Source organism: Saliniramus sp., from assembly GCF_035311605.1.
Taxonomy (GTDB): Bacteria; Pseudomonadota; Alphaproteobacteria; order Rhizobiales; family Beijerinckiaceae; genus Saliniramus.
In genome coordinates this window covers 29,770-45,378 of record NZ_DATGCW010000033.1, presented here as the reverse complement: position 1 = coordinate 45,378, position 15,609 = coordinate 29,770, and the positions used below count along the sequence as shown (strand labels likewise).

Below are 15,609 nucleotides of genomic sequence, written 5' to 3'. Positions count from 1 at the left end.
AAACCGTGGCCGGACAGGCCCGTGGCGATGACGAGACCGGGGATCTCGGGCACGTGATCGATCACCGGCACTTCGTCGGGTGTGACGTCGATCATGCCGGCCCAGCTCTCGAGGGGCTGCGCCTGCGCGAGTTGCGGGTAGAGCGCGCGCGTGGATGCCATCACCGAGCGCAGCAGTTTCTGATTGGGCTCGGGATCGAGAATGCGCACATCCTCGAAGGGGGAGGGGCCGTCATCGCCCCAGCGGTGATGCCCGAGCGGGCCGAAGAAGGATTTGCCAACGGCCAGATCGACAATCCGCCAGCGCTTGCGCAGAACGGGCAGGAAGGCGAACAGATGACGAAAGGCGGCCGGGATGATCTCGAACTGGGCCGCGCCCGTGCGCCCGATCGTATAGCCGCCATCCATCCGCCGGCGGATCGAGGCACCGGAGGCGCCGATGGCGCCGGGGGCGATTTCCGGCGCCGGTGCGGTGCGCATCACAGAAGAGCGGATCGCGAGCTGCGGCAGGGATAGACCCAGATTTTCCATGAAGGGCCGTGACCAGACGCCGCCCGCGAGGATCACCGTCTCGCAGGAAACGGTGCCGTGCTCCGTCACGACGCCGCTCACACGACCGCCTGTGCGCTGGATCGAGCGTACCGCCGTATTCTCGCGGATATGGGCTCCCAGCGTCGCCGCGCGCCGCGCCAGGGCGGGAACCGCGAGACCGGGTTCGGCCTGGGCGTCGTCGGGGGTGTGGAGCGCCCCGCGAAAGCGCCCCGCACCATCGCCGAGCAGGTCCTGCATCTCCTTGCGCGAGAGCATGCGCGAGCCGATCTGGAAGGCGCGGGCATGGTCCAGCCAGCTCTCGCGCTGGGCGAGTTCGTCCTCGTCGGCGCACAGATAGGTGCAGCCGGCCTGGCGGAAGCCGATATCGGTGTCGAGCGCCTGTGCATGACGCCGCCACAGGGTCTGCGCCTCCAGCATCAGTGGCAATTCGCGCGGGTCGCGGCCCTGCTTGCGGATCCAGCCCCAGTTGCGGGATGATTGTTCGGCGGCGATGCGACCCTTCTCGCACAAAAGAACCGGGATGCCCCATTCCGCCAACGTCAACGCCGCCGCGACACCGGCGACGCCGCCGCCGATGACGACGACATCGACGCGTTCCGGCAGCTCTACCCCGGCGCCGTCCCATGCGGGTTGGATTCCGCTGATCCCCTGTTTCCCTGCCACGCGATGTCCCCCTCGCGTTTGTTAATAAGAGATGGTGCGGGATGATTCACAATAATGCAAATAGCAGATACTTCCGCTTTCATACAGAAATGTTATGCTGGGCCATGCTCAGTCAACGCGCCCTCGAAGCTTTCCTCATGGTGATGCGCTCGGGATCAATTTCCAGCGCCGCCGCCGAACTCTCCGTCAGCCAGCCTGCGGTGAGCCGGCATATCCGCGATCTCGAAACCGCGACCGGGCTGCATCTGTTCGACCGGATCGGCAACCGTGTCAGCCCCACCGAGGCCGCGCATGCGCTTGCCGGTGAGGTGGAGCGGGCCTTTGTCGGGCTGTCGGAAATCGAGATCGCCGCGCGCGAGATTCGGCGCGGACGGCGCGATCGCCTGCGCATCGCCGCCATGCCCGCCCTGTCCATGAACCTGCTGCCCGATGTGGTGGCCGACATGAAATGCGCCGGAAATCTGCCGGATCTGGAGATTCTTTCCTCCTCAACGCAATCGGTGGCGCGCCTCGTCGCCAGGCGTCAGGCCATTCTCGGCTTCGTGGCCCCGATTCTCGAGACGCCGGAAATCCGGCTGCTGACGCATGAGCGCGCGCCTTTGCGCTGCGTCATGCGCCGCGATGATCCGCTGGCCGCGCGCGAGCTGATCCGCATGCGCGATCTGGCCGATCGTGATTTCATTGCCCTGTCGATCACCACCACGACCGGGACGACGCTGGAACAGATTTTTGCACGCATGGAGCAGCCGCCGCGTATCGTCATGCGTGCGCGACTCTCGCCCGTGGTCTGTGCGCTTACCCTGCGCGGGGTGGGGATCGGCATCGTCGATGCCTTCTCCGCCCGCGATCACGTGGCCAAGGGCGGGGTGAGCCTGCCTCTCGACATCACCGAGACTTTCGGTTTCAGTGTCATCACCGCCCGGGCCGGTGCGCCGCATCCCGCTGCGGAGATGTTGCTGGAACATCTGCGCATGCGCGTCGCCGGTTATCGGGAGACATGAGCCCGGGCAGCATGAGAACGGGCAGCACACGAGGCCGATATGAACAGCACTCCCGCCCGATCGTCAGGCACACTTGCGGAACTCGCCGATTTTGCGCTCGGCTGGTGCGAGGACGCCATGCCGGGCGAAGCCTTCGCCAGGGCGGGTGACGTGGTGGTGGATTGCATCGCTTCGGCGATCTGCGGGGCCGGCGATCCGGGAGCGCGCGCGGCGCGGCTTGCCGCCACACGCGGTTTCGGCGCGGGTGAGGATCCGATCTGGTTCACGCATCAGACCGCCCCGTCGGCGGCGGCGCTGATGGCGAACGCGGCGGCGGCCAGCATCCTCGATCTTGATGACGGCCATCGCGCGGCAGCGGGGCATCCCGGCGCGGCGATCGTGCCGGCGGTGCTGGCCGAGGCCGCCCGTCTGGGCGCTGCCCCGCGAGAAGCCGCTGCGGCGATCATCACCGGTTACGAGATCGCGGTGCGCATGGCGGCAGCACGGGATTTCTCCCGCCTCGATACCATGTCGAGCGGGCGCTGGACGCATTTCGGCGTCGTCGCCGCGCTCGCGCGCCTGCGGGGCCTTTCTCCCGAGATTCTCACACAGGCGCTCGCCATTGCCGGGATTCACGGGCCGAACCAGTCGGCTTCCGGCTATTCGAAGGTGATGGGGAGCCATACCAAGGAGGGCATTCCCTGGAGCGCCCTCAACGGCGTGCTCGCCCTCGATCTTGCTGAATCCGGCTATAGTGGCCCCGTCGATCTCGTCGATCATCCCGATTATTACGATGCCGGCGCGCTGATCGCCGGGCTGGGACGGGAGACGCGCATCCTTGGCACCTATTTCAAACCCTATTCCTGCTGCCGCTGGGCGCATGCCCCGATCGATGCCCTGCTCGATCTGATGCGCGATCACGCTTTCCCGCCGGAGGCGATCACGCGGATCGAGGTCGCGACCTTCGCGCGGGCGCTGGGCCTCGCCAATGCACCGGCGCCGAAGACCCTGCAGGCGGCGCAATATTCGCTGCCCTTCACAATCGCGCTGGCGGGGTTGCGCGGAAGTGAGGCGCTCATGCCGATGCGGGAGGCGAGTCTGGCCGACTCCGCCGTCATCGCCCTGGCCGGGCGGGTAACGCTGCGGATCGATCCCGATCGCGAGGCTGCCTTCCCGCGCGAGGCGGGTGCCTCCATCATGGTCGAGACGCGCGATGGACGCTTCACAGCCTGCGTCACGCAGCCCCGGGGCGAGCCGGCCAATCCGATGACGCGCCATGATCTCATGGACAAGCTCGTCACCGTCAATCGCGGCAAGTCGCTCGACGGGCTTCTCGCCGCGCTCGGGCGCTATCTTGAGAAGGCCGGGGATGCCGGGGCGCCGGCGGGACTGATAACCGCGCTCGCCGATCCCGCTCTTGTCGTTCCCCTCCTTGCCGAAGCTCAGCCCGTTTCGTAGTGGATTTTGCGCAAGGTCACGGGGGCATGGCCGAAATGGGCCTTGCAGGCGCGGGAGAACTGGCTCGCGCTGGAAAACCCGCAAGCGAGGGCGATCTCCACCACCTGCATGCGGGTCTGCCGCAACAGGGCGCGGGCGCGTTCGAGGCGCAAGATACGGTAATGCGTCATGACGCCGATGCCGATTTCCTTCATGAACCGCCGCTCCAGCTGGCGCTGGCCGATCCCCGCGCGCCGGGCGAGGCTTGTGATGGAGAGCGGGTTCTCGAGATGCGCGCTCATCAGGGCAAGTGCCGCCGCCACCGGGCGACCAGGCGCGGGCGCGTCCGCGCGGTTATGGCTGCGCTGCGGCCCGGAGCCCGGACGCGCGCCGCCCTGGATGAACCATTCGCTCACCGCGCCGGCGAGTTCGGGTCCGTGATGGGCGTCGATCTCGGCCGCCATCATGTCGAGCGCGGCGATGCCGCCGGCGCAGGTCAGGCGTTCCCGGTCGATCTCGTAGAGGCTGCCGGTCATGGCGAGTTCGGGAAAATGCTCGCTCAGGGCCGGCTGGTGCTCCCAGTGGATGGTGCTGCGATAGCCGTCGAGCAATCCCGCCCGTGCAAGCAGGAACGGTCCGCCCGAGACGCCACCGATGCGGATTCCCGCTCGCGCCGCACGGCGCAGGGTCCGCAAGACACTGACATCGTCGAAGGTCACCGGGTTGCCGCCGGCGCAGACGATCAGGGTATCGAGCCGCATCGCACGCACGGCATTGGCGTCACGCAGATCCGCATCGCAGGCGATGCTGATCCCGTTCGAGGCGCGCGCGACCCCGCTTGCATCGCAGGAGAGGTGTCGCCAGACATAGAGCTGCTGGCCGGCAATGACATTTGCCGCGCGCAGGGGCTCGATCGCCGAGGCATAGGACATCAGGGCGAAACCCGGCACGAGCAGGAATCCGTAGACGCGGCCCGGGGGCACGTCCCGCCCTTTCATTCGGGCCTTCGCCAATTGCATCTCTGCCGCCGCTTCGCCGGTTTTCATCATGGGAATGCCGTGAAATGCCAAGAACGAGGCGAGAATGGCTGGCAATCTGCCTTAAGGTCAAGACGGCAGGAGCCAGCAATCCGTGTTGATCCCGTCCCGCAACCGTTCAGGGCCGTTGCATGCGTTTCTCAGCCTTCCAGATTTTCAGGCATGGCCTGGCCGGCAATCGCGGCTGGCGCCCTCAGTGGCGCGACGCCGAGCCGAAGCCGCGTTACGACGTGGTCATCGTCGGCGGTGGCGGGCACGGGCTGGCCACGGCGCATTATCTGGCGAAGACCTACGGCGTGAACAATGTCGCTGTGCTCGAGAAGGGCTGGATCGGCGGCGGCAATGTCGGGCGAAACACCACCATCGTGCGCTCGAACTACCTCCTGCCGGGTAATCTCCCATTCTACGAACTGTCGATGCAGCTCTGGGAAGGGCTGGAGCAGGATCTCAACTACAACGCCATGATCTCGCAGCGCGGCGTGGTCAATCTCTATCATTCCGACGCCCAGCGTGATGCCTATGTGCGGCGCGGCAATGCCATGCGCCTGCACGGGGTGGATGCCGAACTGCTCGATCGCGCGGGCGTGCGCGCACGCCTGCCTTTTCTCGATTTCGACAATGCCCGCTTCCCGATCCAGGGCGGGCTTTTGCAACAGCGCGGCGGCACGGTGCGCCATGACGCGGTGGCCTGGGGCTATGCCCGCGCCGCCGATCAGCGCGGCGTTGATATCATCCAGAATTGCGAGGTCACCGGCATCCGCCGCGAAGCCGGGCGTGTCACCGGGGTCGAGACCGCACGCGGCTTCATCGCGGCGGGAAAGGTCGCGCTCGCCGCAGCGGGCAATTCCTCGAAAGTCGCGGCGATGGCTGATCTGCGCCTGCCGATCGAGAGCCACGTGCTGCAGGCCTTCGTCACAGAAGGCGTGAAGCCGCTGATCGACACGGTGGTCACCTTCGGCGCCGGGCATTTCTATGTCAGCCAGTCCGACAAGGGCGGGCTCGTCTTCGGGGGGGATATCGACGGCTACAATTCCTACGCCCAGCGCGGCAACCTGCCCGTCATCGAGGACGTGATCGAATGCGGCATGGCGCTGTGGCCGGGGTTCGGGCGGTTGCGGCTGTTGCGGCACTGGGGCGGAATCATGGACATGTCGATGGACGGCTCGCCCATCATCGACACCACCCCGGTCGCGGGGCTCTATCTGAATGCCGGCTGGTGCTATGGCGGCTTCAAGGCCACCCCGGCTTCCGGGCTCTGCTTTGCCCATCTGATCGCCCGTGACGAACCGCATCCGGCGGCGACGGCCCTGCGGCTCGACCGCTTCGCGCAGGGTCGTGTCATCGATGAAAAGGGTGCCGGCGCCCAGCCCAATCTGCATTGAGGAACTCGCCATGCGCATTCCCTGCCCGCATTGCGGCGAACGTGACATCCAGGAATTCAGCTGTCTGGGCGACGCCACGCGCCGCCGACCGGATCCGGAAGCCGGCGAGGCCGCCTTCGCCGATTACGTCTATCTGCGCGACAATCCCGCCGGGCGGCATCGGGAATTGTGGTATCACGCCGGCGGTTGCCGGGCCTGGCTGGTGGTGACGCGCGATACGAAGAGCCACGCGATCGAGGCAGTCGCCCCCGCCCGCGAGGCTGCCCGCACCCTTGCGGAGTCCGGATCGTGAGCAGCAGCCCCGGCCAGCCGCGCCGCCTCGCCGAGGGCGGCCTGATCGATCGATCGCATGTCATCGGTTTTCGCTTCGACGGTCGCGACTATCGCGGTCACCCCGGCGATACGCTCGCCTCGGCCCTGCTCGCCGCCGGGGTGCGCCGCTTCGGGCGCTCGTTCAAGTATCATCGTCTGCGCGGCGTGATGACGGCGGGGCCGGAGGAGCCGAACGCGCTGGTAACCCTCGGCGAGGGGGCGCGGCGCGAGCCGAACAGCCGCGCCACGACGGTGGCTTTGCACGAGGGGCTCGTCGCCGAGAGCCAGAACCGCTGGCCGAGCCTCGATATCGATCTGCTCAGCGTCAACCAGCTGCTCGCGCCGTTTCTCTCGGCAGGTTTCTATTACAAGACCTTCATGTGGCCGCGTGCCTTCTGGGAGCGGGTCTACGAGCCGCTCATCCGCCGCGCGGCGGGTCTCGGGCGGGCCGCGCAGGCGCCGGATCCCGACCATTACGAAAAGGCCGTGGCGCATTGCGATCTGCTGGTCATCGGCGCAGGCCCCGCCGGGCTGATGGCGGCGCTTGCCGCCGGGCGTACCGGTGCCCGGGTGATCATCGTGGATGAGGACGAGCGCTTCGGCGGGCGCTTGTTGAGTGAGCACGACAGGCTCGACGGTCTCGCGGGGCCGGACTGGGTGGACGGCATCGTTGCCGAGCTCGCAAGCCTGCGCGAGACCCGGCTGATGCCGCGCACCACGCTCTTCGGCATCTATGACGGCGGCGTGCATGGTGCGCTCGAGCGTGTCGCGGATCAGCGCGACACGGCGCCGGCGCATGCCCCGCGCCAGCGCATGTGGCGCATCCATGCCCGACGCACGATCCTCGCCACGGGTGCGATCGAGCGTCCCGTGGTCTTTTCCGGCAATGACCGGCCCGGCGTGATGCTGGCCGGTGCGGCGCGCAGCTATCTCACGCGCTACGCGGTGAAGCCCGCCGAGGCGCCGGTGATCCAGACCAGCAGCGACGATGGCTGGCGCACGCTCGATGCGCTGATGGCCGCGCAGACCCCGCCGGTGGCAATCATCGACAGCCGTGAGACGATCGATCCCGCCCTCGTGCAGGCGGCGAAATCCGCCGATGTCCCGCTTCATGCGGGAGCGCGGATCATGGCGGCGCACGGGCGCGATCTCGCGCGCATCACCATCCGCACGGCATCCGGTGCGGAGCAGAAACTGGCCTGTGACGGGTTGTTCGTCGCCAATGGCTGGAATCCCAATCTCGCCCTGACCAGCCATCTCGGCGACCGTCCGGTCTATGACGAGGCAATTGCGGCCTTCGTACCCGGGCGCAGCCCTCCCGGGATGACCGTAGCGGGCGCGGTGGCGGGACGGTTTTCGCTGGAACAGGCGCTCGCGGACGGGGCAAGGCTCGGGATCGAGGCCGCCACCGCATGCGGTTTTTCCGGATCGCCACCCGCTCTGCCCGCGATCGAGGCGCCCGGCGCCGGCGCGCATGTGCCGCTCTGGCAGGCGCCGCTTTCCGGAAAGCAGGCAAAAACCGCCTTCGTCGATCAGCAGAACGACGTCACCGCCGCCGATATCGCCCTGGCGCATCGCGAGGGCTTTCGCGCGGTGGAGCATCTCAAGCGCTATACCACGCTCGGCATGGCCACCGACCAGGGCAAGACCTCGAATCTTCCGGGACTCGCCATCATGGGGGAACTCACCGGACGCGGCATCGCGCAGACCGGCACCACCATGTTCCGCCCGCCGGCCAGCCCCGTCGCCATCAGCGCGTTCGCTGGTCCGCACCGTGGGCGGCATTTCCGTCCGACCCGGCGCACGCCGGGTCATGACTGGGCACAGGAGGCGGGGGCGATCTTCGTCGAATCCGGCCCATGGCTGCGGGCGCAGTATTTCCCGCGCGCAGGTGAGGCCGACTGGCTCGCCAGTGTCAATCGGGAGGTGAGCGCCGTGCGCGCCGGCGTCGGGGTGTGCGATGTCACCACATTGGGCAAGATCGACGTGCAGGGCCGGGATGCCGCGGCCTTTCTCGATTTCGTCTATGCCAACCTGATCTCCAGCCTGCCCGTCGGCAAGGCGCGCTACGGGCTGATGCTGCGCGAGGATGGTTTCGTCTTCGACGACGGCACGGTGGCGCGGATCGGCGAGAACCATTTCCTCGTCAGCACCACCACCGCCAATGCCGCACGGGTGATGCAGCATATGGAACTGTGTGCCCAATGGCACCGCCCCGATGACGATGTGCGTCTCACATCGGTCTCGGAAGCCTTTGCCCAATATGCGCTGGCGGGGCCGCGCGTGCGGGACGTGCTCGCGGCGATCGTCGATGATCCGGACACGGTTTCGGCTGAGAACCTGCCCTATCTCGGCGTGCGCGATCTTACGGTCGGCGGTGGTGTGCCGGCACGGATCTTCCGGCTGTCGTTTTCCGGAGAGCTCGCCTACGAGATCGCCGTGCCCGCGCAATACGGGGACGCCGCGATCCGCGCGATCACGGCGGCGGGCAAACCGTTTGGCATCACGCCCTATGGCATCGAGGCGCTCGGGGTGATGCGCATCGAGAAGGGCCATGCCTCCGGGCCGGAACTCAACGGCCAGACCACCGCGCATGATCTGGGGCTCGGGCGGATGCTCTCGAAGAAGAAGGATTTCATCGGCAAGGCCATGGCCCTGCGCCCGGCCCTGACGGATTCGGGACGCCCGCGCCTCGTCGGCATCACACCCTGCGATCCGGCGCGGCGCCTGCGCGCCGGCGCGCATATCCTGCCGGCGGACAAGCCTGCCATCGCTGCATATGACCAGGGCTGGGTGACTTCCGTCGCCCATTCGCCGGACTTTGGCCACTGGATAGGCCTCGCCCTCGTGGCCCACGGCCCCGAGCGTATCGGCGAGACGCTGCGTGCGGTCGATCTTCTGCGCGGCGAGGATATCGCCGTGCGCCTATGCGATCCCGTCTTCATCGACAAGGAAGGAGCCCGCCTCCATGGTTGACGAACGCCCGACCCGCTCCGAACCGTCTGGATCCGCCTCTTCCTGGACGCCGCTCGCGCCTCTGCCCGCTCTCCCCCTCGCCATGCCGAGTGATGCGCCCTGCGAACTGGATGCGGATCTCTTCATCGCCTTGTGGAATCCCGCAGCCATGATCGGCCTCGCGCCACGCCGCGATGCCAGCGAGGCCGTGCAGGCCGAGCTCCACGCACGTCTCGGCATGGCCGCACCCGCGCCGGGCCGCACCACCGGACGCGGCGGGGAGCGGCTGATCTGGAGCGGGCTCGACCAGTGGCTCTATATCGGTGACCAGGCCGGGCGGTTCGAAGGGCTCGATCCCGATCTCGTCGCGATGACCGATCAGACCGGGGCCCGCGCCGTGATCCTCATCGGCGGTGAGAACGCAGCCGAGACGCTGGCCAAGGGCTGCCTCGTCGATCTGCACCCGCGCGCCTTCCCCGATGACGCGGTCGCGATCACCGCGATCGCCCATATCGGAGTGATCCTCTGGCGCGAAGGCAATGGCTTTGCCATCGCCACCTCGCGCTCCAGCGCGCCGGACGTGCTGCACTGGCTCACGGAATCAGCGGCTGAATTCGGTCTTGAATGGAACTGATGCCGGCGGCGACCCGTCGCATCAGCTCCAGGGGAAGGGGCTGGCCGAGACCGGGCGCACCTCGCCGACAGCATAGCGCGCCATGCGGAAAGGTTGCAGCAGCGGGCTCGGCGTGCCGAGGAGCTCCCGCGCTACCAGCTCGCCGACGCCGATCGTCTTGTAGCCGTGATTGCTGTCGGCGATGATGTAGCAATTTTCGCGAAACACGTCGAAGACGGGGAAACTGTCGGGGGTGAAGCAGCCGAGACGGCCGAAATGTTCGTCGCGGTGATGCACCGCCTTGCCCTCGAAGCGCTTGTGGCAGAAGGCGAGCGCCGAGGTCCACATGTCGCAGACGGCCGGGGAAGCGATAAATTCGGTGGATTGCGGGCCGTAAGGGTCGAGCGCCACGGCTTCGGCGGGCTTGTCGACCTTGCAGGGCATGGCCCCGCCCTCGATGCCGCCGGAAGCGAAATCGGGCTTGCAATAGATCCCCCACATCCGATCGGTGATCAGTAAGCGCGATGCCGTTCACCTCCTGCCGGCATTGACCGGAACCTGTGATTTTGTCGCCGGATGAAGCTGGATGTGTCTGGTTTGGGATCATAGCCGCCGTCCGGATCAGGCCGTCGCGAACGGCAGCTAATCGATGCTCTTCGCACAGCAGCGGACGGTATGGAAACGGCCCCGAAGGTGATGGACGGCATGATGGCTTTGGAGCATCATTCCGTCAGGTGGATACCGGCTGACGGAAAAATGATGCGTCCAAAATAACTTTGAGCGCCCGGCCTGAATCCGTCAGGTCGGAACGTGCTTGTCTTATGACTTTCTCTGCCGAATGGGCGAGAACGGATCGCCGGGACGGGTGGCCACCCGCTCCCGGCGGCGAGGGTCGGATCGTGAACGCGCTGACCGTTTGACGGGTCGAGTTAGAGTCGGATCGCCCTCGTCTTTCCCTTGAGGCCTGGACTGACACCCGCAGGAGGCTTTTGCGCCTCTTTCATATTTGTGCATTTTCTGGATTACAGATCGGCAGTTCACTGCTGCGGAACATCGTATCCGAGCAAAGCATTCCGAAGGGGCACAAGTCTCTCAGGAGAGATAGCTCTCGATCACGCTGCGGTCATGGCGAAGTTCAGCGGCGGGGCCGGACATCACGATTCGGCCTCGCTGAAGCACATGCGCGTCATCGGCTATATCGAGAGCCAGGAACGCCAATTGCTCGATCAAGAGGACCGCGAGACCGTCATCGGCAAGGGTGCGCAAAGATTGAAGGATTGATTTCACGATCTGCGGCGCGAGGCCAAGAGAAGGCTCATCCAGCATCAGCGCCTTGGGTCGCATCATCAAGGCACGGCTTAGCGCAAGCATCTGCTGTTCGCCGCCTGACAGGCTGCCACCGGGAATCGACCGCCTTTCGCGGAGAACGGGAAAACGGGCAAATTCCCGCTCGAGGCTCTCGGCTATTTCAGCCTCGCCAAGCCCGGCAATCCGTGACGCTCCGATGGTCAGATTGTCAAGCACCGAGAGATCGGGGATGATCTGACGCCCCTGCGGCACCTGAACCAATCCTCGCCGCGCCAGGACATGTGGTGCAATGCCTCGAACTGACTGGCCATCGAAGCGAATTTCTCCTGCCTTCGCCGGCAGCACGTTCGAGATGCTGCGCAGAAGGGTTGTCTTTCCGGCACCATTGGCACCAATGACGCAAACGAGCTTGCCCGCCGGCACATCGAGGGAGATGTCATGCAGGATATCGACTGAGCCGATCGAAGTCTGGAGGTTCTCGACGGTGATCATGCTGCCGCCTCATCGGTTCCCAGATAGGCCTTGATCACGGCCGGGTTTTCCTGGATTTCGGCGGGCGTGCCTTCGGCGATACAATGTCCGAAGTCAAGAACGGTGATCCGGTCGCTGATCGACATCACGAAATCCATGTTGTGTTCAACCAGCAGGATGGTGACACCGCGCTCCCGCAGGCGCGCAATGACCTTGGCGATCGCCTCGGCTTCCTGTGGATTCAGGCCCGCCACCGGTTCATCAAGAAGCATGATGCGCGGCTTCTGGGCAATCGCGCGGGCGAGCTCGACAAGCTTTCGGTGGCCATAGGCGATATCCTTGGGACGCAGATCAGCCAGATGTCCGATCCCCAGATAATCGAGGATTGCCATTGCCTCGGTGCGCTCGCGCGCTTCATGCCGCCTGTCTGCCAGCCAATGCAGGAAATCGGCGGACGCTACCTGAGAAGGGCGCAACCCGAGCATGACATTATCCAACACGCTCACGCCCTGGATCAGTTGCAGGTTTTGAAAAGTGCGTGCGAGCCCGAGGCGGGCCCGCTGATACGCATTCAAGGCAACCACATTCTCCCCATCGAGGGAAATCGAACCGGAATCAGCCCGGTATAGGCCCGCGACGACATTGATGAAGGTCGACTTGCCGGCACCGTTGGGGCCGATCAGTGCGTGAACCGACCCCGGCGTGACATTCATGTCCAGTTCGGCCAGCGCAAGGACTCCGGCATAGCTCTTTGATATACCGGTGATCCTCAACTCGGCGCCCGCCACCGTGGCGATGTCCAGTTCACGGCCCGATGCTGTTTCGCCTCGGTTCCCCGGGTCTTCCTTCACCTTGCGGGTCGGGGCCAGCTTGTTCAGAAGGCCGATCGCACCTTCCGGAAACAGGATCGTCACCATCAGCAGGATGCCGCCGTAAAGAAGGTAGCCGATTTCGTGCAGGGCCGCGATCGTTTCGGCGATCGCGATCAGGATGGCCGCGCCCAGAATCGGGCCATAGCTGCGACCAAGGCCGCCGATAACCGTTGCGATCAGAAGCCCGATGGTCAGGCGAATGCTGAAGGCCTCGGAACTGATGAAGCCGCTTTGATGGGCGAAAAGTGCCCCGCCAAGTCCGGCAAGCGCTGCGCTTACCGTGAATATCGCGGTTCGCCACAAGGGGACGTTCAATCCGATGGTGCGTGCAAACGACTCGCTTTCCTTGATCGCCTGTAGCCGACGCCCGTAGCGTGAGGAGAAAATGTAGTCGCTCGAGATCTGCACGCACAGCAACAATGCCGCCGTCACCCAGAAGAAATATGTCGGCCCCATCCGGAAATCACCGAAATATAGCTGGGGTATCCCGAACAGCCCCATCGCCCCGCCCGTCACCGATGTCCAGCGTTGTGCAGCAATCTCGACCATGAAACCGAAGGCGAGTGTCGCCATGGCAAGGTAGAGACCGCGTGTCCGCAGGCAGATCAGACCGACGAGGATGCCGAAGACGACGGCAAGGGCGATGCCGCCAAGAATGGCAAATCCTATCGGCCAGCCGAACGCCGTTGCGAGAAGGGCCGATCCATACGCGCCTAACGCGTAGAAGCCGCCATGACCGAGGGACATCTGTCCTGAGAGGCCCAGAAGCAGGTTGAGCCCGATCACCGCAATGGCCGTGTAGGCAAATATCTGCGCGAGATGGAGATAGAAGCTGTTCGGTGCCACGAAGGGGAACCCGACGATGAGACCGATTGCCAAGAGGTAGCCGAGATTTCGCGTCATCGCATTGCTCCTAGCGCACGTCGGCCTTTACCTCCCCGAACAAACCGGTCGGCTTGATCGCGAGGGAGATGAGGACGAAAAGGAGCGGGTAAAGGTCACCAAAGGCGCTGTCCCAATAGTTCGAAAACGATTCGGCGACCCCGAAGAGGATTCCGCCCACGAGGATTCCGATCGGATTGGAAAACCCGCCCAGCGAAGCAACCGCGAGAGCCTTGATCGTGAAGATCAGGCCGATATGCGGGTGCAATGAAACGAGCGGGCCGATCAGGACACCGGCTATTCCCGCCAGCAGCGAGGCGATCACGAAGACGAGAACAATCACGCCACGCACGTCTACGCCGAGCAGATTCGCCGCCTCGGGGTTGAACGCGACAGCGTAAATGCCCTTGCCCCAACGTGTCTTGAACAGGAACCAATACAGGCCGACGACAACGACGAAGGCGACAATGATCACCGCTAGTTCTTCGAGGAAGACACCGACACCGAAGATGCTGACCACACTGTCGCGGGTCGTGGAAAACAGCGGCGGTGCATACTGGGCCGACTTGCCCCAGATCAGCTCGACGACGTTTTGCAGGATCAGCGCCACACCCGCCGTCGTCAGAATCCAGGCGTAGGGCGTGGTCCGATCTGCCAGGGCATCAAGTGGGCGGATCGCAATGCGCTCCAGAAGATAGCCCATGAGGCACAGGATCGCGGCGACGAGGATCACGGCGAGCACCGGATGGATTCCAGCAACGAGGAAGGCCATCACGAGGAAGGCTGCGACCATCATGAAGTCACCCTGACCGAAGTTGAGGCGGTGCGTCGCGAGATGCGCGATGAATAGCCCCTTAGCGGTCAGCGTATAGATTGCTCCCATCGCGATCCCGCTGATGAGAAGCTGGAAGAAGTTCGTCAAAGACACGATCGCCCCCTTGAGCCACGACGACGAAGAGGAGACGGTCGGCAGGGCCGACCGTCGGTCACGGCTTACTGCAGACGCACGACGTCGCCATCGCGCCAGACACCAAGGAAGACATGTTCGGGATTGAGGCATTCGTGGTTATCGGGCCCGAAAGGCTCCGAGGGTGTCGCCGAAATCGCATCGACGCCGTCAATGTTCTCGATAGCATCCCGGATTGCGGCAGGATCAGAGCGCCCGACGCGATTGACGGCTTCGAACATGATCTGGCCTGCATCGTAACCGAGTGCCGCCACAACGGGCCAGCGATAGGACGTGCCGTATTCATCGCGCATGCGGGCATCGAAGGCTTGCGCCTTTGGGTCCGCCAGATCGAGCGCCTGCCCCATCACCGTACCCTCGATGGCATCGAGTCCGACAATTTCGAGGACATTGAGTGAGGAAAGACCCCAGTTTCCGGCAATGACCGGCCGATAATCAAGCCTCGCCATGGGGCGATAGATCAGTTCGAAGCTTTCGTGGAAATTCAGGACCAGTTGTGCATCGGCGTCGCGCATGCGGATCATCTGGGGTGTGAGGTCATTGACCCCGGGCGCAGCCCCCTCGACTGCGGCGAGTTCCCGGTCACGGGCCGCCATTCCATTGCGGATCTCTTCAGCAGCGAAGTTCCCGTACCCGGTCGTCGAATGAACCAGCCCGACATTATCGAAATTCTCGACCGCCCAATCGAGCATGGCGTCGATCTGGTAGCGCTCCACCATCGAGCAGCGGAAGATATAGCTCGGATCCTCGTCGATGAATTGCGCGGTGATGTTGGTGGCGATTGACGGACCCGCAATCAGGGGGATGCCGGCACGCTGGAGAACCGGCGCAAAGGCGAGAACATTCCCGCTGCTCACCGTACCCATGACAGCGGATACGCCATCATTCTGGATCAGGCGCTGAATGACCGAGACCGCGCGTTGAGGATTGGCCTCGTCATCGTAAACGATGAGTTCGATCCCGGTTTGCGCATCACTGGCCTCGTAGTCCTTGAGCGCAAGGCGAATGCCCTGCAGATATGACTCGCCGAAATCCACGATGGCCGGGGGGCCGCTCAATCCCTGAACGACGCCGACCCGCACACTCTCCTGTGCCGATGCGCCGCTCGCCAGAACGATTGCGGCACCGATTGCGGCAATTCCTTTGCCGATTCCTGACATGACGTTCCTCCCCTGCTTC

The 15,609-nt window shown here is 64.9% G+C and carries 13 protein-coding genes; 6 read left to right on the top strand and 7 right to left on the bottom strand.

What is annotated here, in order from left to right:
* A partial coding sequence (locus VKP01_RS01805; protein WP_324409927.1) for an FAD-binding oxidoreductase occupies positions 1–1,214 on the bottom strand: 1,214 nt, incomplete at its 3' end.
* Between the two features lie 104 nt (positions 1,215–1,318).
* Here VKP01_RS01805 and VKP01_RS01800 point away from each other — a divergent pair.
* Together VKP01_RS01800 and VKP01_RS01795 are read left to right on the top strand one after the other, a co-directional pair.
* Positions 1,319–2,215, top strand: a complete 897-nt coding sequence (locus VKP01_RS01800; protein ID WP_324409926.1) for a LysR family transcriptional regulator — start codon at positions 1,319–1,321, stop codon at positions 2,213–2,215.
* A gap of 39 nt (positions 2,216–2,254) precedes the next feature.
* On the top strand, positions 2,255–3,652 hold the full coding sequence (locus VKP01_RS01795; RefSeq protein ID WP_324409925.1) for an MmgE/PrpD family protein: 1,398 nt from the start codon (positions 2,255–2,257) through the stop codon (positions 3,650–3,652).
* On the opposite strand, the gene VKP01_RS01790 is transcribed toward VKP01_RS01795, so the two are convergent.
* Positions 3,637–4,629, bottom strand: coding sequence for a GlxA family transcriptional regulator (locus VKP01_RS01790; protein ID WP_324409924.1), 993 nt, complete (start codon positions 4,627–4,629; stop codon positions 3,637–3,639). The two genes, VKP01_RS01795 and VKP01_RS01790, sit on opposite strands and share 16 nt — an antisense overlap.
* Positions 4,630–4,799: 170 nt before the next feature.
* Here VKP01_RS01790 and VKP01_RS01785 point away from each other — a divergent pair, with 170 nt between their 5' ends.
* The 4 genes from VKP01_RS01785 to VKP01_RS01770 are packed head-to-tail and all read left to right on the top strand — an operon-like array spanning position 4,800 to position 9,951.
* Positions 4,800–6,050: a sarcosine oxidase subunit beta family protein gene (locus VKP01_RS01785; protein WP_324409923.1), complete on the top strand. Its 1,251-nt coding sequence runs from the start codon at positions 4,800–4,802 to the stop codon at positions 6,048–6,050.
* Positions 6,051–6,060: 10 nt separating this feature from the next.
* Positions 6,061–6,342: a sarcosine oxidase subunit delta gene (locus VKP01_RS01780; protein ID WP_324409922.1), complete on the top strand. Its 282-nt coding sequence runs from the start codon at positions 6,061–6,063 to the stop codon at positions 6,340–6,342.
* Positions 6,339–9,338: a sarcosine oxidase subunit alpha family protein gene (locus tag VKP01_RS01775; RefSeq protein WP_324409921.1), complete on the top strand. Its 3,000-nt coding sequence runs from the start codon at positions 6,339–6,341 to the stop codon at positions 9,336–9,338. The genes VKP01_RS01780 and VKP01_RS01775 overlap by 4 nt, the downstream gene beginning before the upstream one ends.
* Positions 9,331–9,951, top strand: a complete 621-nt coding sequence (locus VKP01_RS01770) for a hypothetical protein (protein ID WP_324409920.1) — start codon at positions 9,331–9,333, stop codon at positions 9,949–9,951. The genes VKP01_RS01775 and VKP01_RS01770 overlap by 8 nt, the downstream gene beginning before the upstream one ends.
* Before the next feature lie 21 nt (positions 9,952–9,972).
* Here VKP01_RS01770 and VKP01_RS01765 read toward each other — a convergent pair whose 3' ends face one another.
* The 5 genes from VKP01_RS01765 to VKP01_RS01745 all read right to left on the bottom strand — a co-directional run bounded on the left by VKP01_RS01765 (position 9,973) and on the right by VKP01_RS01745 (position 15,590).
* A complete protein-coding gene (locus VKP01_RS01765) occupies positions 9,973–10,431 on the bottom strand; it encodes a hypothetical protein (RefSeq protein WP_324409919.1) in 459 nt (152 codons plus the stop codon).
* A gap of 591 nt (positions 10,432–11,022) precedes the next feature.
* Complete coding sequence (locus tag VKP01_RS01760) at positions 11,023–11,730, bottom strand: ABC transporter ATP-binding protein (protein WP_324409918.1); 708 nt, start codon at positions 11,728–11,730, stop codon at positions 11,023–11,025.
* Positions 11,727–13,484 carry a branched-chain amino acid ABC transporter ATP-binding protein/permease gene (locus VKP01_RS01755; RefSeq protein WP_324409917.1) on the bottom strand — a complete coding sequence of 586 codons (1,758 nt, stop codon included), beginning with the start codon at positions 13,482–13,484 and terminating at the stop codon, positions 11,727–11,729. Before VKP01_RS01755 ends, VKP01_RS01760 begins: the two co-directional genes overlap by 4 nt.
* A gap of 10 nt (positions 13,485–13,494) precedes the next feature.
* Positions 13,495–14,391 carry a branched-chain amino acid ABC transporter permease gene (locus tag VKP01_RS01750; RefSeq protein WP_324409916.1) on the bottom strand — a complete coding sequence of 299 codons (897 nt, stop codon included), beginning with the start codon at positions 14,389–14,391 and terminating at the stop codon, positions 13,495–13,497.
* A 65-nt stretch (positions 14,392–14,456) separates the two neighbouring features.
* Positions 14,457–15,590, bottom strand: coding sequence for an ABC transporter substrate-binding protein (locus VKP01_RS01745; protein ID WP_324409915.1), 1,134 nt, complete (start codon positions 15,588–15,590; stop codon positions 14,457–14,459).
* Positions 15,591–15,609 lie beyond the last annotated feature (19 nt).